Raw genomic sequence first — 22,252 nt, 5'->3', positions numbered from 1 at the left:
CGGTGCCGGCTCAGCGGCGACCGCTGGCCTTCGCGGCGCTCCGGCCGTTCTGCGCGGCCTTCGTGACGTCGTCGGCCGGGCGGCCGGTGACGTCCCGGGCACCCTCGGCCACCGAGGGAACCTCGCTGTTCGGGTGGATCACCGGGTCACCGGCCGGCGGGGTGGTCGACGCGCTGCTGCCGTCGGCCACGGCCGAACTGCCGACGCCGGTCGGGCCGGCCTGGGTCACCTTCGCGGTCGGCTCCGGCGTCTCCACCACGATCGTGTCCACGTCCTCCCGCATCGGCTCCAGCGTGCCCTGACCGGTCGCGCCGAGCGTGCCGGTCGGGTCGTACTCGGCCCACTCCTGCTGCTCGCGGCGGCGACGCACGGCCATCGCGCCGGCCAGGCCGGCGACGGTGCCGGCGATCAGCAGGCCGGCGGTCATGCCCCGCGACCTGCGCTGCTTCTTCTTTCCGGGCTTCATGTTCTTCGCCTTCTTCGTCATCGCGGCCTGCTTCGCCGCCGCCACCCTGCGACCGGAGAGCGCCTTGCCCGCGGCCTCCGCCCGCGCCTGGCGCACGGCCAGGAGCACCGGGGCGAGCGCGGCGGCGCTCGACGCGACGCCGCTGGACGCCCGGTCCCGGACCATGACCGCGGTGGGCGCGACGGCGACCCGGGCTGCCTGGACCCGCGGGCCGACCGTGGCACCGGCACCCTTCGCCGCGTACGAGGCGGCCTGCCTCAGGTGATCGATGCCCTGGTTCAACTCGGTCCTGGCGAGCTGGCCCTGGGTCTTGCGCCGCCCGATTCGAAACACGGTCCCACCTCCTGGGAGTTGTCCTTCGTCATCCTCCACCTTCGGATGCCTCCGCATGGCCAGATCGGGCACATGGGAGGATCCGCAAGGAACTGACCAACGAGTGAGGAGTACCCGTGGCCGAGGCTGTCTACGCCACCCTGCACACCAACGCCGGCCCGATCCGGCTGGAGCTCTTCCCGAACCACGCGCCGAAGACCGTCCGCAACTTCGTGGAACTGGCCGAGGGCAACCGCGAATACATCGACCCCCGTACCGGCCAGCCCGGTAGCGGGCCATACTTCGACGGCACCATCTCGCACCGCGTGATCAGCGGATTCATGGTCCAGATGGGTGACCCGACCGGCACCGGTCGCGGCGGCCCGGGCTACAAGTTCGCCGACGAGTTCCACCCCGAGCTGCGCTTCGACCGGCCGTACCTGCTGGCCATGGCGAACGCCGGGCCGGGCACGAACGGCTCGCAGTTCTTCATCACGGTGTCGCCGACGCCACACCTGAACAACCGGCACACCATCTTCGGTCAGGTGGCCGACGAGCAGTCGGTGAAGGTCGTCGACTCGATCGCGAACACCCCGACCGGGCCGAGCGACCGGCCGCTCCAGGACGTGGTGATCGAGCGGGTCGAGATCGAGCGGCAGCAGTCCTGAGCGTCGCGCGGGTACCTTTGCTCGCATGACTGAGCGCTCCGGGCCGGCAGGCGACGCCACCGAGGGGCCGGTGCCGACCACCCCGGTCTGCTACCGGCACCCCGACCGGGAGACCTACCTCCGGTGCACCCGCTGCGATCGGCCGATCTGCCCCGAGTGCATGCGCGACGCCTCCGTCGGACACCAGTGCCCGGAGTGCGTCGCCGAGGGACGCCGCAGCGTGCGGCCGGCGCGTACCGCCTTCGGTGGCGGTGCCGCCGGCCGCGAGGGCTATGTCACCAAGGCCCTCATCGGGCTGAACGTGCTGGTGATGGTGCTCTCCGTCATCTCCGCTCGGAGCGGGAACGCGATCGCCGGCGGCGGCCTCGGCGGCCTGATGGGCGGCGGGACGCCGTTGACCGAGTGGGGCGCGGTGCTCGGCCTGGCGCGCTTCCCCGACGACAGTGTCGGCGGCGTGGCCGACGGCCAGTGGTATCGACTGGTCACCGCCATGTTCCTGCACTACGGCGTGCTGCACCTGCTGTTGAACATGTGGGCGCTCTGGGTGCTCGGCCGGACGCTTGAGGCGGTGCTCGGGCCGCTGCGCTTCCTGGCGCTCTATCTGCTCGCCGGGCTCGGCGGCAACGTGGCGGCCTACGTCTTCACCGAGCCGAACCGGTTCACCGCCGGCGCGTCGACCGCCATCTTCGGCCTGTTCGCCGCGATCTTCGTGATCATGCGCCGGATGGGTCGGGACACCTCGGCGATCGTGCCGATCCTGGTGATCAACCTGATCTTCACGTTCACCGTGCCGAGCATCTCGGTGGCCGGGCACCTCGGCGGCCTGGTGGTCGGCGCGGTGGTGGCGCTGGTGCTGGCGTACGCCCCACGGTCCCGGCGGACCGCGTTCCAGGTGGCGGGTGGCGCGATCGTGCTCGTCGCTCTGATCGGCATGGCCCTGGTCCGCACGGCCGCGCTCACCGGCTGATCCCGCCCCGGTTTGGTCGGTCGTTTCGTCGATCTTGGACTTGTGGTGCCATGGGATGTCGGTTTGGGACCGTTATCGGAGGTGCCACAAGTCCAAGATCGGTTTTGCCGTCCGAGACCTTGCAGGCAGGTGGCCCTCTCCTTCGAGTTGCCTCGTTTCTTGCGGATAAATAGGTGCAAGATGGTCGGCTCTCCGGCGATTCTCGGGCGCAGAAGGGGTGAGCGGCGATCGTAGGCCGATGATCGACACCAGTTCGATGAAGTGGTGGCATCGACGGTGGTCTGATACCGCCACTTCACCGAACTGGTGTCCGGCCACCTGGGCCACCCCGGCCACCCGAGCCACCGGGGGCGGCACGACGGGACGGGGCCCAGCGGGGCGGGGAGTCAGTGCGCGGCGGGGCGGGCGGCGGTGAGTTCGGCGGCCACCTCGTCCAGTGGCGCGTCCAGGTCGCGGCGGCCGAACAGGTACAGCGACTCGCCCGCGTCGATCTCCAGCGTCTCGGCGGTCAACCCGCGACGGCTGCGCCGGTCCAGCCGGATCGACTCCACGGCGGCCCACGGCAACCGGCGACGGCCGGCATATCCGCGGATCACGGTGAGCCCGTCCGGGTCGACGGCCAGCCGGACCGGCGCGACGATGTCGCGCAGCGCCCAGGCGAGCAGGCCGACGGCGACCGCCCCGGCCAGCGCCGGCCGGACCGGGTCCCCGGCGGCCAGGAGCAGGCCCAGCGCGGCCAGGGCGAGCGCGCCGAGCGCCTTGACCAGCGGAAGCGCCCGCGGCACCCGCCACTGCCGGGCCGGTGACGGCTGTGGATCCATCCGCCCAGCATGCCAGCCGTGACCGCGGGAGCGCGGGGGAGGACGACCGGTCGGCCAGCACGTAGGATCGGAGCAAGCGAGGTTACCCAGGAGTAGACATGAGTGACGCGGTCATCGTCGGCGCGGTTCGTACCCCGGTCGGGCGGCGCAAGGGGAGCCTCGTCGGCGTGCACCCGGTCGACCTGTCGGCACACGTGCTGCGCGCGCTTGCCGAGCGCACCGGCATCGATCCCGGCCAGGTGGACGACGTGGTGTGGGGCTGCGTGTCGCAGGTCGGGGAGCAGTCGTGGAACGTGGCCCGCAACGCGGTGCTCGCCGCCGGTTGGCCGGAGTCGGTCCCCGGCACCACCGTCGACAGGCAGTGCGGGTCGAGTCAGCAGGCGCTGCACTTCGCCGCGGCGACCGTTCTCTCCGGGCAGGCCGACCTGGTCGTGGCCGGCGGCGTCGAGTCGATGACCCGGGTGCCGATGGGGTCCAGCGTGGCCGGCGGGATGCCGTTCAGCGCCGCGATCCTGGACCGCTACCGCGGGGTGGAGGGCGTCGCCGAGGACTCCGCGTTGCCGTTCAACCAGGGCGTCGGGGCCGAGCTGATCGCGCAGCGGTGGCGCTTCTCCCGCACCCAGCTCGACGAGTTCGCGCTGGCCAGCCACGAGAAGGCGGCAGCCGCGCAGGATGCCGGCGCGTTCGACCCCGAGCTGGCCCCGGTGCCGCTCGCCGACGGCGGCAAGTTCGCCGCCGACGAGGGCATCCGCCGGGACACGTCGCTGGCCAAGCTCGGCGAGCTGGCCACCCCGTTCCGCGCCGACGGGGTGGTGACCGCCGGGTCGGCGTCGCAGATCTCCGACGGCGCCGCCGCGCTCGCGGTGACCACCGCCGAGTGGGCCAGCCGGCACGGCCTGCGCCCGCTGGCCCGGGTGCACACCGCCGTGGTCGCCGCCGACGATCCGGTCACCATGCTCACCGCCCCGATTCCGGCCACCGCGAAGGCGCTGCGCCGCGCGGGGCTGGGCATCGAGGAGATCGGGGTGTACGAGGTGAACGAGGCGTTCGCCCCGGTGCCGCTGGCCTGGCTCGCGGAGACCGAGGCGGACCCGGAGCGGCTCAACCCGCGTGGCGGGGCGATCGCGCTCGGCCATCCGCTCGGTGGGTCCGGCGCACGGATCATGACGACGATGCTCCAGCACATGCGGGACAACGGCATCCGTTACGGCCTGCAGACCATGTGCGAGGGTGGCGGCATGGCCAACGCCACGATCGTCGAGTTGCTCTGAGCGAGGAGCCGACACCCGCGGCCCGGGTGGAAGTTCCAGAAGTCGGGCGTGACCCATATCACCCCAGGTCAACCGCTCGTTGGACCGGGTATGGACGTGTTCTCGCGTACGTTCCTTCCGGCCGCCGCCGAGACCGGCCTGGCGCTCCAGACCGCCACCCGCCACATGCCGGTGTTCCGCCGGTGCGTCGGCTCCGGCGACGCCACCATCCTGGTCACCCGGTGCCGCCGACCGGAGCATCCGGCCGGCGGCGAATACCTGATGCTCCTCACCCACCGCCGGCTGGTGGTGACCCGGCAGACCCGGGTGTTGCACCGGCTGCGCCTGCACCTCAACACCGAGCTGCGGGAACTCAGCAACGTCACGTGGAGCCCGGACCCGCGGGCGCACCGGCTGGAGTTGGCGGCCACCGCCATCGACGGGGTACGCGAGCGGTTTCTCATCCACACCCACCACCCCAGGGGGGTGTGGCAGCTCGACGCGCTGCTCCACCACGCCTTCCGGACCCGGCTGCGGACGCCGGCGGAACGACTTGTCGCCACCATCGGTGACGCGCCGGCCGGCAACCGGCCCGCCGTGTTCCGCCCGGCGCCGGCCCGCTGACATTCTCCTTACCGAACCCGAACATGTCCCTGACGGTCCGGTGGGCGGCCGGTCGGTCATCATGGGCCGGTGACCGCCGCCGACGCGCAGCGCGGGCTCGTCCTCGTGGTCGAGGACGAACCCGCCATCGCCGACCTGGTCCGGCTCTACCTGACCCGGGACGGCTTCGGCGTACACCTGGAACGGGACGGCACGGCCGGGCTGGCCGCCGCGCGGCGGCTGCGCCCGGTGGCCTGCGTGCTCGACATCGCGCTGCCCGGCCTGGCCGGCACCGAGATCTGCCGGCGGCTGCGCGCGGCCGGTGACTGGACGCCCGTCATCTTCCTCACCGCGCGCGACGACGAGGTGGACCGCGTGGTCGGCCTGGAGCTGGGCGCGGACGACTACGTCACCAAGCCGTTCAGCCCGCGTGAGCTGGTCGCCCGGGTGCGGGCCGTGCTGCGCCGCACCGCCGGCACGCCGCCCGAGCAGCCGCGGGTGCTCGGCGCGGTGACGCTCGACCCGGCCCGCCGGGCGGTGACCGCCGGCGGGGTTCCGGTGCAGCTCACCTCCACCGAGTTCGACCTGCTGGCCCACCTGATGGCCCGTCCCGGCCGGGTCTTCACCCGGGAGGAGCTGCTGGCCGCCGTCTGGGGTTACGTGGCGCACGGCGGCACCCGGACCGTGGACGTGCACGTGGCGCAGGTCCGGGCGAAGCTCGGCCCGGTCAGCGTGATCCGCACCCACCGTGGCGTCGGGTACGCGGCAGATGCGTGAGCAGCACACGGTGGCGTTGCCGATCGTCCGGCCCGGCCCCGCCGCGCCGCCGGCCCGCCGCTGGTACGGCCACACCCTGACCGCCCGCGCGGTGCTCGTCACCTGCGCGGTCGCGCTGGTGTCGGTGCTCGTCACCGCGCTTGTCGCGGTCCCGCTGGCGGTGCGCGGCGTGGAGCGCCGGGATCAGGCCGCGCTCGCCGCGCAGGCCCGGCTCGCCGCCGACGTGCTGCGGGTCCGCACGGTGCGCCAGCGCGACGGCGCCGGGGACCGGCTCATCCGGCAGCTCCGCCAGCAGCAGATCGAGGTGTACGTGCTCCGGGGCGGCCAGGTCGACCGGAGTGGGCTGCCCGCGCCGCTCGTCGCCCGGGTGGCCGCCGGCGGCAACGTCTCCGGCCGGCGGCTGGTCGACGGGGAACGCCGGCTGGTCGAGGCGCGGGCGCTGCCCGGCGGCGACGGGGTGGTGCTCACCCGGGCGGTCACCGCCGGACCCTGGCGGCAGGTGCTGCGCGGGCTGTGGCTGCCGCTGCTGGCCGGCCTCGCCGCCGGGGCCGCCGCCGGGCTGCTGCTCGCCCGCCGGCTGGCCCGGCCGATCCGGGTCGCGGCCGACGCCGCCGGACGGCTGCGCGCCGGTGACCGGGCGGTCCGGGTGCCGGTCGAGCCGCCCGACGAGGTGGCCGATCTGGCGTACGCGCTCAACGGGCTGGCCGCCGCGCTCGCCACGAGCGAGGGCCGGCAGCGGGAGTTCCTGCTCTCCGTCTCGCACGAGTTGCGGACCCCGCTCACCGCGATCCGCGGCTACGCCGAGGCGCTCGCCGACGGCGTCATCGGCGCGGACGCGGTGCCGGCGACCGGCCGGACCGTGCTCGCCGAGGCCGAGCATCTGGACCGGTTGGTGAGCGACCTGCTCGCGCTGGCCCGGCTGGAGGCCGCGGACTTCCCGCTCGAACCGGGTCCGGTGGACCTGACCCGGGTCGTCGCCGACGCCGAGCGCACCTGGTTCGACAGGTGCGCGGCGGTCGGGGTGCCGTTCCGGGTGGAGACGCCGGGCGCGCCGGTGCCGGCGTACACCGATCCGGGACGGATCCGGCAGGTGGTGGACGGGCTGTTGGAGAACGCGCTGCGCGTCGTACCCCCGGGGGCGCCCGTGGTGCTCGCGGTCCGGCCGGCGGGCGCGGGCCCGGCGGCCGGCGGGGTCCTGGAGGTCCGCGACGGCGGGCCCGGTTTCACCGACGACGACCTGGCGGTGGCGTTCGAACGCGGCGCGCTGCACCAGCGGTACCGGGGGGTGCGCAAGGTGGGCAGCGGGCTCGGGCTGGCGCTCGCCGCCGGGCTGGTGCGCCGGTTGGGCGGCGACATCGCCGCCGGGCACGCTCCGGAGGGCGGCGCGGCCTTCGCCGTCCGGCTGCCCGCGGATCCTTACCTGGCCCGAACATCGGCCTGACGCTGCGCGCGCGTCGCCGGGGGATGCTGACGTCACCACCGACGAGAGGAACACCGATGGCACGTCAGCGAATCGTCACCGGCGCCACCGCACTGCTCGCCGCCGCCGCGCTCGGCCTCGCCGGCTGCGGCGCGGCACAGTCCGGCGTCGGCGCGGCCGGGGAGAGCGCGGTCGAGGTGGCCGCCGCCATGGGCGTGGACGGGCAGGCGCTGGCCGCGCTCGGCGTCGACCCGGCCGACCTGGACGTCGACCCGGTCGCGGCCCCGGCCCCGTCGGGCTCCGCCACGCCGGAGGCCGGACCCAAGCGGAAGGGGGACCGGGCCCAGGAGTGGCGCAAGCGGCACCGGGCCCGGGTGCTGCTGCGCAAGAACCGGCTGCACGGCGAGGTCGTGGTGCAGACCAAGGAGAACGGGACGAAGACCGTCGCCGTCCAGCGCGGGGCGGTGACCGCGATCGACGCGACGTCGGTGACCGTGAAGTCCACCGACGGTTTCACCATGACGTGGACGTTCGACGAGAAGCTGCGGGTGGTCGAGCACCGCGCCACGATCCGGTCGACCGACGTGAAGGTCGGGACGACGGTCGGCGTGGCCGGGACGAAGGAGGGCGACAAAGGGAAGGCCCGGCTCATCGTGGTGCCCCTCAAGCAGCAGTAGGGTGGGCGGGCTGCTGTGACCTGACGAGCCCGCCAGGCTACGCTAAGCCCCGACTTGCCATCGCCTCCGTGGAGAACCCGTGAAGCTCTCGATCCTCATGCCGGTCTACAACGAGGAAGAACGCATCGCGGATGCGCTCAAGCAGGCGTTGGCGGTTGACTATCCGTGCGAGATCGAGCTCGTCGTCGTGGACGACGGCAGCCGGGACGGCACCGGCGAGGTGCTCGGCCGGGTCGACGACGCCCGGCTGCGGGTGATCACCCACCAGCGCAACGCCGGCAAGGGCGCGGCCATCAAGACCGCCGTGGACAACGCCGAGGGCCAGTACATGGTCATCCTCGACGCCGACCTCGAATACGACCCGCAGGACATCCCGCGCCTGCTGCAACCGGTGCTCGACGGGCACGCCACCGTGGTCTACGGCAACCGCACCTTCGGCAGCCACAGCTCCTACAGTTTCTGGTACGTGATGGGCAACAAGGGCGTCACGCTGGCCGCCAACATGCTCTACAACTCCTACATCGGCGACCTGGAGACCTGTTTCAAGCTGATGCCGTTGGAGCTCTACCGCTCGCTCCAGGTGCGCTCGCGGGGCTTCGGCATGGAGGCCGAGGTCACCGGCAAGCTCCTCCGCCGGCGCATCCGCCCCTACGAGGTGCCGATCAGCTACCGCGCCCGGGGTCGCGAGGAGGGCAAGAAGATCACCTGGAAGGACGGCGTCGAGGCGATCTGGATCCTGGCCCGCGAGCGCGCCCGCCGCCGCCCGGCCGCCGCCACCCGCTGACCCGCACGACCGAGGACCCCGCACCGTCGCCGGTGCGGGGTCCTGTCGTGTCGCGAGCGGTGTGGGGTCTCCTGTCGTGTCGGCGGTCAGCCGGTCGGGTCGAGGAATGCGTCGACCGAGCGTCGCAGGCCGCTCTCGTCCAGCCCGTGCCAGCGGTCGTGGTCCTCCGGAGTGCCGTAGCGGCGCAACTCCGCCCGGCCCACGCCGAGGGAGAGCAGCCGGTGCGGCCGGTCGGCAAGCGCCTCCGCCACCACCCGGGCCGAGGTGCCGGCCAGGTACGGCTCGACCAGGATCACCTCGGCGCCGGCGAGCGCCCGCAGCCCGGCGGTGTCGAACGGCCGCGGCCGGTGGGTGTAGGCCACCGTGACCGGCCGGTCGGCCACCGCGCGCAGCGCGGCGTCCAGCACCGGCCCGACCGCCACCAGCAGCGCCGCCCCCGGCCCGGCGTCGCGGACCACCCGCAGGCCACCCGCCTCCGGGTACGCGAGCGCGTTGCGGGCGGTGGACAGTCGCAGGTACGCCGGGTCCCGCCCGCACACCGCGTCGCGCAGCAGCGGGCGTACCTCGTCGGGGTGGCCGGGCACGTGCACGGTCCACCCGTCGAGCGTGTCGACAAGTGCCACGTCGGCCGGCGCGAGGTGGGTGCGTCCGGCCGCCGCCCGGTCGTACGAGGCGCCGATGCTCACCAGCACCGCACCGACGCCCTGGTGGTCGAGGTCCAGCTTGATCTGCTCGTACGCGCGCTCGACCAGGAACGGTGCGTAGCTGTGCACGATCGGCCGCTGCCCGGTCAACGCCAGCCCGCCGGCCACGCCGATCATGAGCTGTTCCCGAATCCCGACGTTCACCACCCGGCCCGGGTACCTGGTGGCGGCCGGGGCGAACGCGGCGGCGGAGATGTCCGCCAGCACGAGCACGCTGCGGGGATCCGCAAGCACCTCCTCGGCGCTCGACACGAACACGTCGCGCATGGTCATGGCGTCACTTCCCGTCGGCGACGGCCGCGACGACGACGTGCGGCCGGTGGTGGTCGTGCCCGGTCAGGGCGGCGTGCAGGGCGTCGTGGTGGTGGCCGTCGACGGTGGCGGCGGTCCACCCGTTGACGGTGAACCGGCTGGCCGCGCCGCCGGGCCAGCCGTACGTGGCGGAGCGGTTGTCCACCACGATCGCGGTCAGGTTGCCCAGCCCGGTCGCGCCCGCGTAGGCGATCGCCTCGTGGTTGGCGCCCTCGTCCAGTTCGGCGTCGCCGAGCAGCACGTACACCCGGGGGTCGGTGCGTCCCTGGGCGCGTAGGCCGAGCGCGACGCCCACGCCCAGTCCGAGCCCGTGGCCGAGCGAGCCGGAGCCCACCTCCACGCCGGGCACCAACGTCCGGTCCGGGTGGTCGCCGAGCCGGCTCGCCGGGCCGCCCTGGTCGTCCAGCCACTCGACCGGTACGAAGCCCCGGGCGGCGAGCAGCGCGTAGTAGCCGGCGACCGCGTGCCCCTTGGAGAGCAGGAACCGGTCCCGGTCGGGATCGTCCACGGTGGCCGGGGTGATCCGCAGCACCCGGTCGTAGAGGACCTGGAGCACGTCGAGCGTCGAGTACACGTTCGGGCCGAACTCGCGGCCGGCGCGTACCCGATCCAGCAGCGTGGCCAACTCGGTGGCGGTGGTCGTCGTCATGCCGATAGCCTCGAACCTCAACCGAACTTCACCTCAAGGTCCTGTGATGCACGAGGCAACCCTGACCATCGGCCAGCTCGCCGACCGCAGCGGCGTGGCCCCCTCCGCGTTGCGCTACTACGAGCGGCTCGGCCTGATCCACGCCGCGCGCACCGGCGGCAACCAGCGCCGCTACGCCCGCACCGAGCTGCGCCGGGTCGCCTTCATCCGGATCTCCCAGCAGGTCGGCGTCTCGCTCGACGAGATCCGGGAGGCGCTCGACTCGCTGCCCGCCGGGCGTACCCCCACCCCGGAGGACTGGGCCGCGCTGTCCCGGGCCTGGCGGGACCGGCTGGACGAGCGGATCCGGCTGCTCGGCAAGCTCCGCGACGACCTGGACGGCTGCATCGGCTGCGGTTGCCTGTCGTTGCAGCGCTGCACGCTCTACAACCCCGCCGACTCGCTCGCCGCCGAAGGACCCGGCGCGCGTCTCGTGCTGCCCCGGGACTGAGGCGTCACCGCACCAGCAGCACCTTGCCCAGGTGGTCGTTCGTCTCCACCAGCCGGTGCGCGTCGGCGGCGTCGGCCAGGCCCACCCGCGCGTGCACCACCGGCCGGACCCGGCCCGCCGCCACGAGCGGCCACACCTGTTCGCGTACGCCCCGGGTGATCGCCGCCTTCTCGGCGAGCGGCCGGGAGCGCAACGCGGTCGCGTGCACCGAGGCCCGCTTCGCCAGCAGCATCCCGAGGTCGAGTTCGCCCTTCCGGCCGCCCTGCATGCCGATCACCACGAGCCGCCCGCCGGTCGCCAGCGCCGCCACGTTCCGGGGCAGGTAGGACGCGCCCATGATGTCCAGGATCACGTCCGCGCCGCGCCCGCCGGTCACCCGGCGTACCTCTTCGACGAAGTCCTGCTCCCGGTAGTCGATGGTGTGCGCGGCACCCAGTGCACGCAGCCGCTCGTGCTTCGCCGCCCGCGCGGTCACCACCACCGTCGCGCCGAGCGCCACCCCGAGTTGGATCGCGAACGTGCCGATGCCGCTGCCGCCGCCGTGCACGAGCAGCGTGTCCCCCTCCGCCAGCCGGGCCAGGTCCACCACGTTCGACCAGACGGTGCAGGCCACCTCCGGCAACGCGGCGGCGTCGACCAGGTCCACCCCCGCCGGCACCGGCAGCAACTGCCCGGCCGGCACGGCCACCTGCTCGGCGTAGCCGCCGCCGGCAAGCAACGCGCAGACCTCCTGCCCCACCGACCAGCCGGTCACGTCGGCGCCGAGCGCCCGGACCGTCCCCGAGCACTCCAACCCGGGGTACGCGGGCGCGCCCGGCGGCGGCGGATAGTGGCCCTGCCGTTGCAGCAGGTCGGCCCGGTTGACCGCGCTGGCCCGCACGTCGACCACCACCTCGCCGGGGCCGGGCTCGGGATCGGGGACCTCGGCCCAGACGAGCGCCTCGGGTCCGCCGGGTTCGCTGATCGTGATCGCACGCATGGCACAGTCTTACCCGATCCGCGGTTCATGGCAGACTAGGCGCGGTCGCGTACCCCTCGTGGGAGCGCGCCGGGAGGGTTCGCCTAGTGGCCGATGGCGCTGGTCTTGAAAACCGGTAAGGCAGCGATGTCTTCGTGGGTTCGAATCCCACACCCTCCGCCCGCGACACCCAGGAGGCAGCGGTGACGGACGCGGCGGTGGCCGACTTGACGGCCGAGCCGGCCTCAACGAGCCGAAGGTCCGCGTGGTCAATTGGTGAAGAAGAGCCCGCACGCCGAGTCGCTGCGGTGGCGTGGCTCGCCGACCCGGATCCGCTGGTCGCGAGCGCCGGCTGGGCACTGACCACGGAACGGGTGGCGCGGAGACCGGCCGGGCTCGACCTGCCCGGCCTGCTCGACGTCATCGAGGCGGAGATGCGGGACGCCCCGGACCGCCTCCAGTGGGCGATGAACCACTGCCTGGCCCAGATCGGGATCGAGCACGCGGCGCTGCGCGCCCGGGCGGTCGACATCGGGGAGCGCCTGGCGGTGCTCAGGGACTATCCGACGCCGCCGGGCTGCACGTCCCCGTACGCGCCGGTCTGGATCACCGAGATGGTGCGCCGGCAGCACGACAGCGGGGTATGAAGGGGCGCAGGACATTTTCCCGCGCACCCGGAAGGACCCGTTTCGATGACCCTGGAACGACCGATCGCCCCGGACCCGTACGAGCTGCTGCCGACCGTGCCGTCGTTCGACCTGACGAGCGACGACGTGCACAACGGCGAGCCGATGGACGCCCGGTACGCGCACGACAGCGCCGGCGGTGAGAACGTCTCGCCGCACCTGTCCTGGTCGGGTTTCCCGGCCGAGACGAAGAGCTTCGTGGTCACCTGCTTCGACCCGGACGCCCCGACCGGCAGCGGCTTCTGGCACTGGGTGCTCGTGGACGTGCCCACCTCGGTCACCGAGCTGCCCACCTCGGTGCGGGAGGCCGACCTCGGCGGCGCGTTCAGCATCCGCAACGACTACGGCGACACCGGCTACGGCGGCGCCGCGCCGCCGCCGGGGGACCGCCCGCACCGGTACGTCTTCGCGGTGCACGCGGTCGACGTGGAGCGCCTCGGTGTGGGCGGGGAGGCCACCCCGGCCTACGTCGGCTTCAACCTCGCGTTCCACACCCTGGCCCGAGCCGTGATCCGCCCGACGTACCAGCTCAAGGACTGAGGTGTAAGGCGGGGGCCCTTCTTAACAGGTAGGTGTTAAGAAGGGCCCCCGCCTATACCGAAAACGTTAAGCGGGGCCCCCGCCTTACACCCGGGCCACCGCGAACACGGACTGGCCGAACGGGGGGCGCAGCCGCTGCTCGGCGGCCTTGGTGGCGGGCAGCACGAGCGTGTCGTAGACCTTCACCATCGGGCCCTCCTTCGGCATCAGCCGGAAGACCTTGGTGGCCATGAAGTAGCCGATCAGGCCGAGCGCGTTCGCGTAGTGGATCTTCTCGACGGTGAGCCCGGCGTCGGTCATCGCCGTGGCGAGCGTCTTCTTGGTGTAGCGCCGGACGTGCCCGGTGGCGATGTCCGCCGGGCCCATGGCGAACTGGAACGCCGGCACGATGATGATCACCGCGCCGCCGGGGCGGACCAGGTCGCGCATGCTGCGGAGCGCGCCCACGTGGTCGTCGATGTGTTCCAGCACGTTGTACGACACGGCGGCGCTGTAGTCGCCGCGCTCGGTGTGGGGCAGCAGCATCTGCCGGACCTCGACGCCGGGGTGCTCGGCCAGCCGCTCCTTGAGCTTGACGAGTCGGTCCGGGTCGGCCTCGGTGGCGGTGATCCGGGGGATGCGCTCGATCCATTCGAGGGCGTAGTCGCCCAGGCCGCTGCCGATCTCGATGGGGTTGTCACCGAGGTAGGGCAGGGCCAGCTCGACGAACCAGCGACGGTGGTTGACGGCTGTGGCCAGGCCTTCGAGCACCTCCGCCTGGACGCGCTGATCCCCAGTGATTTCTGCCATGCGTCGATTCCTCACGATATTCCTGACCCGCGCCTGGACCGTCAGAGTCAACCATCTGGATGGCTGAGGCGAAAATCGGGGCACCGGGGGTGGCCGAATTGCGGTCGGGTGGGGCACGTGATCGGCGGTCGGCGAACTCGGCACATACTACGTGAGTCCTCGGAAAATGTCACGGGGCCGTCATAAACTGACTACGCTCTGAAATGTTATGACTACTCCGCAATCGGGCGCGGATCCTCGGCCGGGGCGGCGTGCCGACGTGCTCGCCGTGCTCAGCTTCGTGCTGCTCGCGTTCTGGGTGACGGCCCGGCTCTGGGCGGACCCGGCGAACGGCGTACGGGACAATCGCACCGATCAGGCGCAGTTCGAATGGATGATGGCGCACGGTGCGCGCGTCGTCACGGATTTCGCCTATCCCTTTACCTCCGACCGCATGAATGTGCCGGACGTCGTCAATTTGATGGCGAATACGTCCGTATTATCCATTTCGCTGCCCCTGTCGCCGGTCACGGTGTGGTGCGGACCGCGCTGGTCGTTTCTCATTTTCCTCACCTTCGGCCTCGCCGCCACCGGAGCCGCCTGGTATTTCCTGCTCTCCCGGGTGGTCGTCGGCGCCCGGGGCCCGGCCTGGCTGGGTGCCGGCTTCTGCGCGTTCGCGCCGGCCATGGTGTCGCACGCCAACGCCCACCCCAACATCGTCAGCCAGTTCGTGGTGCCGCTGATCATCTGGCGGACGCTCCGACTGGCGCAGCCCGGCCGCTGGCTACGCAACGGGCTGCTGCTCGGCCTGGTGATCGTCTGGCAGTCCTTCCTCAACCTGGAGATCCTGCTGATGACCGCCATCGGCCTGGGCGTGGTGGTGCTGGCGCTCGCCCTCGGGCGGCCCGCGCTGCGGTCGGCGGCCCGACCCTTCGCCGCCGGCCTCGGGGTGGCCGCCGTGGTGGCCGGGGCGCTGCTCGCGTACCCGCTCCACGTGCAGTTCGCCGGCCCCGGCGCGTACTCCGGGCTCTCCACCCTGATCCGGGGTTACTCCACCGACCTCGCCGCCTACCTCGCGTGGTCCCGGGAGTCGGTGGCCGGCGACGCCCGGGGCAGCGCCCCGCTCGTCAAGAACGCCACCGAGGAGAACGCCTTCTTCGGCTGGCCGCTCGTGGTGCTCGTCGCCGCGCTCGTCTGGTGGCTGCGCCGGAACGCGGTGGTGCTCGGGTTGGCCGCGGTCGGGGTGGTGTTCGGTCTCTTCTCGCTCGGTCGGGAGATCCACTTCGACGGACGGGACACCGGCGTTCCCGGCCCCTGGGCCGCGTTGGAGAACCTGCCGGTCCTGCACTCGGTGGTGCCCACCCGCTGGTCGCTCGCGCTCACCCCGATCATCGGCGTGCTGCTGGCGCTCGGCGCCGAGCGGGCGCGGCGGTTGGCCCACCGGCATCCGGCCGCGCGGGGCCAGATCCGCTTCGCCACCGGCACCGTGCTCGCCATGGCGCTGCTGCCGATCCTGCCCACCCCGCTGCCCGCCACGCGCCTGGACCCGACGCCGGCGTTCGTCACCTCCGGGGCATGGCGGCCCTACGTGGCCGGCGGGCGGAGCATCGTCACGCTGCCGCTGCCCGACACCACCTACGCGGTCCCGCTGCGCTGGTCCGCCGAGACCCGCCTGGAGATGCCGCTGGCCCGGGGCTACTTCCTCTATCCGGACACCCGTCCGGGCGCCGACCGGGTCGCGCTCTTCACCGCGCCGCCGCGCCCCACGAGCATGTTCTTCGAGACGGTACGACGCACCGACGCGGTCCCGCCGATCACCCCGGCGGACCGGCTGGCCGCCGTCGACGACCTGCGCTGGTGGCGGACCGGGGCGGTGATCCTCGACCCCCGGCTGCGGCAGGCCGAGTCGCTGCGCCGGGCGATGACCGCACTGACCGGGATCACCCCGACCCGCACCGGCGGAATCTGGCTGTGGGACGTGCGCCCACTCCTCGACTGACCGACGGTCAGCGGACGCAGCAGCCCTGGCAGACCTTCGGCCGGGGCAGCGTGAAGGCGAGGCAGCAGGTGCGCCGCTGCACGGTCGGCTCGCCGGTCGGGCCGGGCACCAACTCGACCAGGTCGGCCAGGTCGAGCGCGTCGAGCAGCGCGCCGACGGCCGCCGCGCTCGGACCGGGCAGCACGTCCGCGGCGCGCAGGATGCCGTGCGCGATGCCGGAGGCGACCGAGCCGAGCAGCGTACGGGTGCCGATCCGCACCTCACCCTGGATGGCGGCGATCAGCGGGGCGAAGTGGGCGTCGAGCAGCGTGGCGCGCAGCGCGTCGAGCAGCGCGGCCTCGTCGGCGACCACGCGGACGCCCGGCGCGCCGGCGAGCGCCAGCGGGTCGCCGGGCAGGACGGCCACCGGGGTGCCGGCGCGCAGGCCCAGGGTGAGCAGTTGGTGGTGGTCCTCGAAGTGCACGAGCACGGTCGCCGGGTCGAGCAGCGGAACCCGCCGCGCCGAGGCCCAGCCGAGCACGGCCGGCAACGCGGTCCAGTAGCTGTAGGACTTCCAGGCGAGCGCGGCGCAGGCGTGCGGGGTGCCACCCCAGCGCCGGCCGGCGGCGGTCAGGAACGCGGGGAGCAGGGTGCCGTCGATCAGGTGGGTGGCCGGCGCCCAGCGGTCGAGCTCGTCGCGGACCAGCAGGCCGGGCGCGAGCCCGGGCAGGTCGTCGGTGCCGAACATGGCGCGCAGGGTGGCCGTCACCGGGGCGAACGGGCTGGCGACGTCGCGCGCCGGCATCACCGCAGTCACCTGGCCGTCCCCTGTCTGGTCGCCCGTCGGCCGGCGCGTGCCGTCGACCGAAGCTAAGGCTAGCCTAACCACAGGACCGGGTGGAGGAAAAGTGGTGCCACGGATCGGTGTAGGGAGGTCCCGGTCACTCCGTCGCCGTCCGTACTACCCGGCGGGGTGGGCGGAAAACGCCGGCCGGAGCACCGCCAGGCGCGCGCAAGCATCGACGTTCACCGTTGAAATGTCAAGGTGAGTGTCGAATACGAGGCAGTTTCCGTACACGCTCGGCCACGAAACGTGAAAATGGTCTTCCCGCGTGCGAGGAAGCTGATGACCTCACCGATCGAGCGTGCCGCCGACTCGTTCGCGACCGAACTCGCCCGGCACCGGACCGGCCGAGGGCTGTCCAAGAAGCAACTGGCGACGCTGATGGGCTTCGACCCGTCCTACGTCAGCCACGTCGAAGGACGCCGGCACCGGCCCACCGAGGACTTCGCCCGCCGGGCCGAGGCCGTCCTGGAGGCCAGCGGCGCGATCTGGCAGCGCTTCCGGGAGTACGACGAACTGCGGCACAGCCGCGGCACCGGGGCGCACCGGGACCCACCCGTACCCGGCCAGTGGCTGCCACCCGGCACCGGGCTGGTGGTCGAACGCGAGGTCGCCACGCTCACCCACACCGGCGACGGCTACCACTGCGCGATCCGGCGGGAGCTCTACAACGCCGGCACCGAGCCGGTCAGCCGCTACCTGGTCCGGGTCGCCGTCGACCGCTACCCCAACGACCCGGGCCGCTCCAACCGGCACCACCGGGAGCACCCGCTCACCTTCGCCGAGCTGCAACTCGCCGCCTTCCGGGACGACGGCGGCGGGCGCGAGCCGATGCACTGGCGGGCCAAGCACGACCGGGACGCGTTCAAGGAGATCTGGCTGCTCTTCGAGAACGACGAGGGCCGTTTCCCGCTCTACCCGGGCGACCGGGTCACCATCGAGTACGCGTACCGCGTCGGCCGGGACAAGTGGGGTCCCTGGTTCCAGCGCGCCGTACGACTGCCCACCCGGCACCTCGCGGTCCGGCTCGACCTGCCCGCCGACCTCGACCCCAAGGTGTGGGGTGCGGAGACCTCGCTGTCGGCGGAGGAGGGGCCGCTGCGTACCCCGATCCAGCGCACCGTGGACGGCGACCGGGTGAGCTACGACTGGGGGACCGACGACCCGCCGCTGAACGCCCGCTACCGGTTGCAGTGGCGGTTCCGCAACCCGGAACCGGACGCCGAACCGGACAGCGCGCCCGCCGCTGAGACCCGGGTCCGCGCCAGCGACCGGATGCGCGCGGTGGGCATCCTGCAACGCGGCGACGACCTGCTCCGGCAACCCGCCCGCCAGTTCGACCTGCCGGCCGAGGAGGGGTACGCCCGGCAGGTGGTCGACCGGCTCGCCGGGATGCTGGCCCGCCTCGACGAGCTGCACCCGTTCAGCAAGGGCGTCGGCCTCGCCGCGCCGCAGCTCGGGCTGGGCTGGGCCGCCGCGCTGGTCCGGCCCGCCGACCGGGCGGCCGAGCCGGTCGTGCTGCTCAACCCCCGCGTGGTGGACGCCGCCACCGAGACCGACGAGCAGTACGAGGGCTGCCTCTCCTTCTTCGACCACCGTGGCCTGGTGCCCCGCCCGCTGCGGATCGACGTGGAACACGCCCAGTGGGACGGCAGCCGGGTCATCACGTCGTTCGAGTACGCCATGGCACGGCTGGTCGCGCACGAGATCGACCACCTGGAGGGGCGGCTCTACGTCGACCGGATGGCACCCGGCGTGCCGCTGGTGCCCGTGGAGGAATACCGCGAGACCGGCACCCCCTGGCGCTACTGACACGGCTCCGGCGCACGGGCCGGTTGCCGGACCGACCCGCGCGCCGGAAAACGGGGGGCCGGGTCGCGTGCCCCAGGGGGCGGGGGCACGCGACCCGGCTTGGGGGGAGCAAGGTCTCAGAGGGTGCCGAAGGTGTCGTACCGGATGTGGTCCGGCGGGACGTCGTCGGCGGCGAGCGCCCGCAGGGTCGCCCGGACCATGGCGGCCGACCCGGAGACGTAACAGTCGTGCGTGGTCCACGGCCCGTACCTGGCGACCACCTCGGCGAGGTCACCGTGCTCACCGGCGAAGTCCGGGTCGTCGCTGACCGAGGGCGTCACCGACAGCCACGGATAGGTCGTCACCAACTCCTCCAGCCCAGGCAGCGCGTACAGCTCGTCCGGGCGGCGGGCGCCGTAGAAGACGTGCACCCAGCGGGTCCGGTTGACCCGGGTCAGCTCCTCGACCAGCGCCTTGACCGGGGCCAGCCCGACCCCGCCCGCCACGCACAGGATGTCCCGGGTGGAGTCCGGGTCCAACGTCATCGAGCCCATCGGCGCGGCCAGCCGCAGCAGGTCGCCCGGCCTGGTCCGGCGGACCAACGCGCCGGACACCCAACCGGCGCCCCCGGCCGGCGTGCGGACGTGGAACTCCAGCACGTTCTCCTCGTTCGGGGCGTTCGCCACCGAGTACGTCCGCCACGTCTGCGGGAGGTGACGCGGCACCTCCACGCTCACGTACTGGCCCGCCTGCCAGGGCAGGGGGTCCTGGAGCGCCCGCACGGTCAACACGGCCGTGTCCGGGCCGAGCCGTTCGTGGGTCAGCACCTCCGCGTGCCAGAACGGCGGATTAACGTCGGCCTCCGCGCCGGCGAGCATCCGCGCGCTGATGCTCGCGTACGCCTCCCGCCACGCCTGGTCGTACTCCAGGCTCCAGCGGTCCCCGGCGACCGTCCGCAACCCGTCCAGCAGGGCGACGCCGAGCGTCCCGTAGTGGTCGGCCGACACGTGGTACTTCCGGTGGTCCCGCCCCAACGCGCGCAGATATTCGTCGAACGTCTCCGGATCGTCCACCGTCTGGGCGGCCGTCACGATCGCCTCCAGCAGCCGGTCGCGCTGCCCGCTCATCTGCACCGGGAAGAGCTTGCGCAGCTCCGGGTCGAGCAGGAACAGCCGGGCGTAGAAGTGGCCGGCGAGCCGCTCCCCGCGCTCCTCGACCAGGGCCCAGCTCTCCTTCAGCAGCCGCGCGACGTTCTCCACAGGGGCACGCTCCTTCTCCGGGCGGCGGATCGGCCCGGACAGAATGTCCACGGAGCGTGTCCGCCGGTCGCACAGAATGTGCGACCGGCTCACCTGACCGTCGAAGTGGTTTCATGGTCCGGTGACTGTCGACGAGTTGGCCCGCCCGGTCTCCCGCCGGGTGCTGGGCACCGAGACGCTGCTCGTGCTCGGTCTCTCCCTGGGCCAGTCGGCCGTGTACGCCCTGGTCTCGCTGATCGCGAAGCTCACCGCGTCGGGCGGGCTGTCGAAGCAGACCGCCGCGCTCAACACGTCCGCCTCGACCCGGCCGTACCTCGACCTCACCTACCAACTGCTCGGGATCGCCTTCGCGCTGCTGCCGGTGCTGCTCGCCGTACACCTGCTGGCCCGTGACCCCGGCGACCCGGCGCGGACGCTCGGCGTCGACCTCGGTCGACCCGGCTCCGACCTGGTCCGGGGCGCGGGCCTGGCCGCGCTCATCGGCCTGCCCGGGCTGGGGCTGGTCTGGGTGGCCGCCCAGATCGGCGCCAACGCCACACTGGTGCCGGCCGGGTTGCCGCACCTGTGGTGGGCGGTGCCGGTGCTGATCCTCGCCGCCGTGCAGAACGCCGTGCTGGAGGAGGTGATCGTGGTCGGCTACCTGGTCACCCGGCTGCGGCAGCTCAACTGGCGGATCGGCGCGGTGCTCGCGACAAGCGCCGTGCTGCGCGGTTCGTACCACCTCTACCAGGGCTTCGGCGCGTTCGTCGGCAACGCCGTGATGGGGGTGGTCTTCGGGCTGTTCTACCTGCGTACCCGCCGGGTGGCCCCGCTGATCGTCGCGCACACGCTGCTCGACGTGGTCGCCTTCGTCGGCTACGCGCTGCTGCCCAGATCCTGGTTCGGCTGGCTCTGACCCGTCGACCGGTATCGGCCGACCGCCCGGCCGGCGACCCGCTCGGCCGCCGCCGTGCCGCCGGTCACGGCCGCCAGCACCGCCGCACCCGGCAGCAACCGCGCGGCCAGCCGCAACCCGAGCCAACCGCCCGCCTGCGCGGTCACCGGCGTGGCCAGCCGCCAGGCCGCCTCGGCCACCCGGCCCCACGGCCCGTCCGCCGGCTCGCCGACCTCCCGGGCCGCCGCCAGCGCCGCCCGCGCCACACCCTCGTCCGGGTGCATCGACGTCAGCACCAGCAACTCCGCCGCCCGGTCCGGATCCGCCGGGTCGTGGCCGTAGGCGGCGGCCACGTGCAGCACGAGGTTCGCCTGCGTCCAGAGCACCGCCGCCAGCTCCGCCGCCGGCGCGAACACCCCCGCCCCCGCCGCCAACGCGCCGCCCGTACCGGCCATCCGGACGAACCGCCGGGTCGCCAGCCGGGCCACCCCGTCGGCGTCCGCCAGCGGATAGGCCCGCCGGACCTGCTCCACCCAGCTCCGGGCCCGTGGCCCGAGCGCGTCCACCGCGGCCAGGGCCAGCAGCTCCGGCGCGAGCCCCGGGTGGTCGCGCAGGCGCGGCCCCACCGCCCGCCAACCCGCCACCGGGGTACGCGCATCCGCCGCGCTCCTCAGCGCGACGCTGCCCTGCTCGGGTGTCGTCGGTGCCGGGACCGGCCCGGTGGTGACAGCCGACCCGGTGGACGTCTTGGCGTCCGGCTCGGTGGTGGTGGCCGGTTCGGTGGACGCCTGCGCGTCCGGCCCAGAGGTGACGGCGGGTCCGGTGGACGCCTCCGTGTCCAGCCCGGGGGAGACGCCGGCGGCTGCCGCGGGCTCGTGGTCGTCGCCAGCCGCCGTGTCCGGTGAAGACCCGGCGGGCGTCCGCTTGGTCGCGCGCTTCGCCGGGTTGGTCTTCGCGGCCGGGGCACTCCTGGTGGTCCGGCGGGCCCGGGTCGCCCGAGGTGCGGTTCCGGCCTCCTCCGACGCGCCGTCGGGCCCATCCGGCTCCCCGCCGGTCGGTGCGGCGATGTCCGGCGAGACGGGAGTCTTCCGGGCCGGTGCGGCCTTCCGGGCGGCCGGTGCGGCCTTCCGCGCGCTCGGAGCGGCCTTCTTCTCGGCGGGAGTGCGGGCCGCCCGCTTCGAGGCTGCCTCGTCGGCGGACGCGGGTGGCTTGGTCGTACCTGTCGCCGCGGCAGGCGCGCCGGAACCGGACGCGGACGGCTCTGCGGGCGGCGCGCCGGCTGGCGTACCCGGATCGGTGGTGGACGTCTCCGCGGCCGGACGCGGGCGTGGAGCCGGCGGTCCGTCGAGGGCCGGCGCGTCGTCCGGGGCCGGCGCGGGCGGCTGGAAGAGCACGGTCGGTGCGGCCCGGCGTGCCCGCTTCCGTGGCGGGATGTCGCCCGTCGCGTCGGGCGGCGTCGGCTCGGGCGCGGGCGGCGGGCTGAAGGTCGGTCGGGGGGAGCGGCTCCGCCGGGCCTTGGCGGCGGGGGGATCGCTCGGCGGCTGCTCCTGCATATCGATGGAGCGTAGTCGCGGAGGTGACCTGGCACACGGTGGAAACACGACGGCCCGGCCGGGCGCCGGTAGTCGCTTTGCTCCCGGTGGGGGCGGACCTG

General features: G+C 73.4%; 23 protein-coding genes and 1 tRNA gene. 15 read left to right on the top strand and 9 right to left on the bottom strand.

Annotated elements, in window-relative coordinates; genetic code table 11:
• Positions 1-10: 10 nt before the first annotated feature.
• Positions 11-856, bottom strand: coding sequence for a hypothetical protein (locus tag O7619_RS03105; RefSeq protein ID WP_282285550.1), 846 nt, complete (start codon positions 854-856; stop codon positions 11-13).
• 59 nt (positions 857-915) lie between these two features.
• Between O7619_RS03105 and O7619_RS03100 the strand changes: the two genes are divergently transcribed.
• Together O7619_RS03100 and O7619_RS03095 are read left to right on the top strand one after the other, a co-directional pair.
• Complete coding sequence (locus O7619_RS03100) at positions 916-1,446, top strand: peptidylprolyl isomerase (RefSeq protein WP_281585929.1); 531 nt, start codon at positions 916-918, stop codon at positions 1,444-1,446.
• Between the two features lie 25 nt (positions 1,447-1,471).
• The gene (locus O7619_RS03095) at positions 1,472-2,413 is read left to right on the top strand and encodes a rhomboid family intramembrane serine protease (RefSeq protein WP_282285548.1); all 942 of its coding nucleotides are present in this window, start codon (positions 1,472-1,474) and stop codon (positions 2,411-2,413) included.
• A 386-nt stretch (positions 2,414-2,799) separates the two neighbouring features.
• On the opposite strand, the gene O7619_RS03090 is transcribed toward O7619_RS03095, so the two are convergent.
• Entirely contained in the window at positions 2,800-3,234 is a 435-nt protein-coding gene (locus O7619_RS03090) for a PH domain-containing protein (protein ID WP_282285547.1), read from the bottom strand.
• 98 nt (positions 3,235-3,332) lie between these two features.
• Here O7619_RS03090 and O7619_RS03085 point away from each other — a divergent pair, with 98 nt between their 5' ends.
• From O7619_RS03085 to O7619_RS03060, 6 genes are all read left to right on the top strand, one after another.
• Positions 3,333-4,505, top strand: a complete 1,173-nt coding sequence (locus tag O7619_RS03085; protein ID WP_282285546.1) for an acetyl-CoA C-acyltransferase — start codon at positions 3,333-3,335, stop codon at positions 4,503-4,505.
• Between the two features lie 90 nt (positions 4,506-4,595).
• Entirely contained in the window at positions 4,596-5,108 is a 513-nt protein-coding gene (locus tag O7619_RS03080; RefSeq protein WP_282285545.1) for a hypothetical protein, read from the top strand.
• A gap of 69 nt (positions 5,109-5,177) precedes the next feature.
• Positions 5,178-5,864 (top strand): response regulator transcription factor, encoded by a 687-nt coding sequence (locus O7619_RS03075; RefSeq protein WP_282285544.1) that lies wholly within the window; start codon positions 5,178-5,180, stop codon positions 5,862-5,864.
• Positions 5,857-7,305 carry a HAMP domain-containing sensor histidine kinase gene (locus O7619_RS03070; RefSeq protein WP_282285543.1) on the top strand — a complete coding sequence of 483 codons (1,449 nt, stop codon included), beginning with the start codon at positions 5,857-5,859 and terminating at the stop codon, positions 7,303-7,305. The genes O7619_RS03075 and O7619_RS03070 overlap by 8 nt, the downstream gene beginning before the upstream one ends.
• A 56-nt stretch (positions 7,306-7,361) precedes the next feature.
• Positions 7,362-7,961, top strand: a complete 600-nt coding sequence (locus O7619_RS03065; RefSeq protein ID WP_282285542.1) for a hypothetical protein — start codon at positions 7,362-7,364, stop codon at positions 7,959-7,961.
• 79 nt (positions 7,962-8,040) lie between these two features.
• Positions 8,041-8,745, top strand: a complete 705-nt coding sequence (locus O7619_RS03060) for a glycosyltransferase family 2 protein (protein ID WP_282285541.1) — start codon at positions 8,041-8,043, stop codon at positions 8,743-8,745.
• Between the two features lie 86 nt (positions 8,746-8,831).
• On the opposite strand, the gene O7619_RS03055 is transcribed toward O7619_RS03060, so the two are convergent.
• Both O7619_RS03055 and O7619_RS03050 read right to left on the bottom strand, forming a co-directional pair.
• Complete coding sequence (locus tag O7619_RS03055; protein ID WP_282288656.1) at positions 8,832-9,716, bottom strand: transketolase; 885 nt, start codon at positions 9,714-9,716, stop codon at positions 8,832-8,834.
• Positions 9,717-9,726: 10 nt separating this feature from the next.
• On the bottom strand, positions 9,727-10,410 hold the full coding sequence (locus O7619_RS03050) for a transketolase (protein WP_282285540.1): 684 nt from the start codon (positions 10,408-10,410) through the stop codon (positions 9,727-9,729).
• Positions 10,411-10,456: 46 nt separating this feature from the next.
• Here O7619_RS03050 and soxR point away from each other — a divergent pair, with 46 nt between their 5' ends.
• The gene (gene soxR, locus O7619_RS03045; RefSeq protein WP_282285539.1) at positions 10,457-10,900 is read left to right on the top strand and encodes a redox-sensitive transcriptional activator SoxR; all 444 of its coding nucleotides are present in this window, start codon (positions 10,457-10,459) and stop codon (positions 10,898-10,900) included.
• A gap of 4 nt (positions 10,901-10,904) precedes the next feature.
• On the opposite strand, the gene O7619_RS03040 is transcribed toward soxR, so the two are convergent.
• Complete coding sequence (locus O7619_RS03040; RefSeq protein WP_282285538.1) at positions 10,905-11,879, bottom strand: NAD(P)H-quinone oxidoreductase; 975 nt, start codon at positions 11,877-11,879, stop codon at positions 10,905-10,907.
• Between the two features lie 72 nt (positions 11,880-11,951).
• Here O7619_RS03040 and O7619_RS03035 point away from each other — a divergent pair.
• From O7619_RS03035 to O7619_RS03025, 3 genes are all read left to right on the top strand, one after another.
• Positions 11,952-12,038: transfer RNA gene (locus tag O7619_RS03035), tRNA-Ser, on the top strand.
• A 128-nt stretch (positions 12,039-12,166) separates the two neighbouring features.
• Positions 12,167-12,505: a DNA alkylation repair protein gene (locus O7619_RS03030; RefSeq protein WP_282285537.1), complete on the top strand. Its 339-nt coding sequence runs from the start codon at positions 12,167-12,169 to the stop codon at positions 12,503-12,505.
• Positions 12,506-12,550: 45 nt separating this feature from the next.
• Complete coding sequence (locus O7619_RS03025) at positions 12,551-13,084, top strand: YbhB/YbcL family Raf kinase inhibitor-like protein (RefSeq protein ID WP_282285535.1); 534 nt, start codon at positions 12,551-12,553, stop codon at positions 13,082-13,084.
• 84 nt (positions 13,085-13,168) lie between these two features.
• On the opposite strand, the gene O7619_RS03020 is transcribed toward O7619_RS03025, so the two are convergent.
• Positions 13,169-13,873 carry a class I SAM-dependent methyltransferase gene (locus tag O7619_RS03020; protein WP_282285533.1) on the bottom strand — a complete coding sequence of 235 codons (705 nt, stop codon included), beginning with the start codon at positions 13,871-13,873 and terminating at the stop codon, positions 13,169-13,171.
• Between the two features lie 208 nt (positions 13,874-14,081).
• Between O7619_RS03020 and O7619_RS03015 the strand changes: the two genes are divergently transcribed.
• A complete protein-coding gene (locus O7619_RS03015; RefSeq protein WP_282285532.1) occupies positions 14,082-15,851 on the top strand; it encodes a hypothetical protein in 1,770 nt (589 codons plus the stop codon).
• Between the two features lie 7 nt (positions 15,852-15,858).
• On the opposite strand, the gene O7619_RS03010 is transcribed toward O7619_RS03015, so the two are convergent.
• Positions 15,859-16,635, bottom strand: a complete 777-nt coding sequence (locus tag O7619_RS03010) for a ferric iron reductase (RefSeq protein WP_282288655.1) — start codon at positions 16,633-16,635, stop codon at positions 15,859-15,861.
• A gap of 318 nt (positions 16,636-16,953) precedes the next feature.
• On the opposite strand from O7619_RS03010, the gene O7619_RS03005 reads away from it, so the two are divergent.
• The gene (locus O7619_RS03005) at positions 16,954-18,486 is read left to right on the top strand and encodes a peptide deformylase (protein ID WP_282288654.1); all 1,533 of its coding nucleotides are present in this window, start codon (positions 16,954-16,956) and stop codon (positions 18,484-18,486) included.
• A 116-nt stretch (positions 18,487-18,602) separates the two neighbouring features.
• On the opposite strand, the gene O7619_RS03000 is transcribed toward O7619_RS03005, so the two are convergent.
• Complete coding sequence (locus O7619_RS03000; protein ID WP_282285531.1) at positions 18,603-19,724, bottom strand: globin domain-containing protein; 1,122 nt, start codon at positions 19,722-19,724, stop codon at positions 18,603-18,605.
• Positions 19,725-19,845: 121 nt separating this feature from the next.
• Here O7619_RS03000 and O7619_RS02995 point away from each other — a divergent pair, with 121 nt between their 5' ends.
• Positions 19,846-20,619, top strand: coding sequence for a CPBP family intramembrane glutamic endopeptidase (locus tag O7619_RS02995; RefSeq protein WP_282285529.1), 774 nt, complete (start codon positions 19,846-19,848; stop codon positions 20,617-20,619).
• Here O7619_RS02995 and O7619_RS02990 read toward each other — a convergent pair.
• Complete coding sequence (locus O7619_RS02990; protein ID WP_282285527.1) at positions 20,580-22,151, bottom strand: hypothetical protein; 1,572 nt, start codon at positions 22,149-22,151, stop codon at positions 20,580-20,582. The genes O7619_RS02995 and O7619_RS02990 overlap by 40 nt on opposite strands.
• Positions 22,152-22,252: the final 101 nt, after the last annotated feature.

It is taken from the genome of Micromonospora sp. WMMD998 (assembly GCF_029581235.1).
Lineage (GTDB): Bacteria > Actinomycetota > Actinomycetes > Mycobacteriales > Micromonosporaceae > Micromonospora.
The sequence above is the reverse complement of the archived record's forward strand: the minus strand, read 5'-3'. Positions and strand labels throughout refer to the sequence as shown.

What these genes read in the sequence shown, in the direction of transcription:
- O7619_RS03025 (WP_282285535.1), top strand. Translation starts at nt 12,551, where the DNA reads ATGACCCTGGAACGACCGATCGCCCCGGACCCGTACGAGCTGCTGCCG.
- O7619_RS03095 (WP_282285548.1), top strand. Translation starts at nt 1,472, where the DNA reads ATGACTGAGCGCTCCGGGCCGGCAGGCGACGCCACCGAGGGGCCGGTG.
- O7619_RS03070 (WP_282285543.1), top strand. Translation starts at nt 5,857, where the DNA reads ATGCGTGAGCAGCACACGGTGGCGTTGCCGATCGTCCGGCCCGGCCCC.
- O7619_RS03085 (WP_282285546.1), top strand. Translation starts at nt 3,333, where the DNA reads ATGAGTGACGCGGTCATCGTCGGCGCGGTTCGTACCCCGGTCGGGCGG.
- O7619_RS03050 (WP_282285540.1), bottom strand. Translation starts at nt 10,410, where the DNA reads ATGACGACGACCACCGCCACCGAGTTGGCCACGCTGCTGGATCGGGTA.
- O7619_RS03105 (WP_282285550.1), bottom strand. Translation starts at nt 856, where the DNA reads ATGCGGAGGCATCCGAAGGTGGAGGATGACGAAGGACAACTCCCAGGA.
- O7619_RS03090 (WP_282285547.1), bottom strand. Translation starts at nt 3,234, where the DNA reads ATGGATCCACAGCCGTCACCGGCCCGGCAGTGGCGGGTGCCGCGGGCG.
- O7619_RS03055 (WP_282288656.1), bottom strand. Translation starts at nt 9,716, where the DNA reads ATGCGCGACGTGTTCGTGTCGAGCGCCGAGGAGGTGCTTGCGGATCCC.
- O7619_RS02990 (WP_282285527.1), bottom strand. Translation starts at nt 22,151, where the DNA reads ATGCAGGAGCAGCCGCCGAGCGATCCCCCCGCCGCCAAGGCCCGGCGG.
- O7619_RS03020 (WP_282285533.1), bottom strand. Translation starts at nt 13,873, where the DNA reads ATGGCAGAAATCACTGGGGATCAGCGCGTCCAGGCGGAGGTGCTCGAA.
- O7619_RS03080 (WP_282285545.1), top strand. Translation starts at nt 4,596, where the DNA reads ATGGACGTGTTCTCGCGTACGTTCCTTCCGGCCGCCGCCGAGACCGGC.
- O7619_RS03040 (WP_282285538.1), bottom strand. Translation starts at nt 11,879, where the DNA reads ATGCGTGCGATCACGATCAGCGAACCCGGCGGACCCGAGGCGCTCGTC.
- O7619_RS03065 (WP_282285542.1), top strand. Translation starts at nt 7,362, where the DNA reads ATGGCACGTCAGCGAATCGTCACCGGCGCCACCGCACTGCTCGCCGCC.
- O7619_RS03015 (WP_282285532.1), top strand. Translation starts at nt 14,082, where the DNA reads ATGACTACTCCGCAATCGGGCGCGGATCCTCGGCCGGGGCGGCGTGCC.
- O7619_RS03010 (WP_282288655.1), bottom strand. Translation starts at nt 16,635, where the DNA reads ATGCCGGCGCGCGACGTCGCCAGCCCGTTCGCCCCGGTGACGGCCACC.
- soxR (WP_282285539.1), top strand. Translation starts at nt 10,457, where the DNA reads ATGCACGAGGCAACCCTGACCATCGGCCAGCTCGCCGACCGCAGCGGC.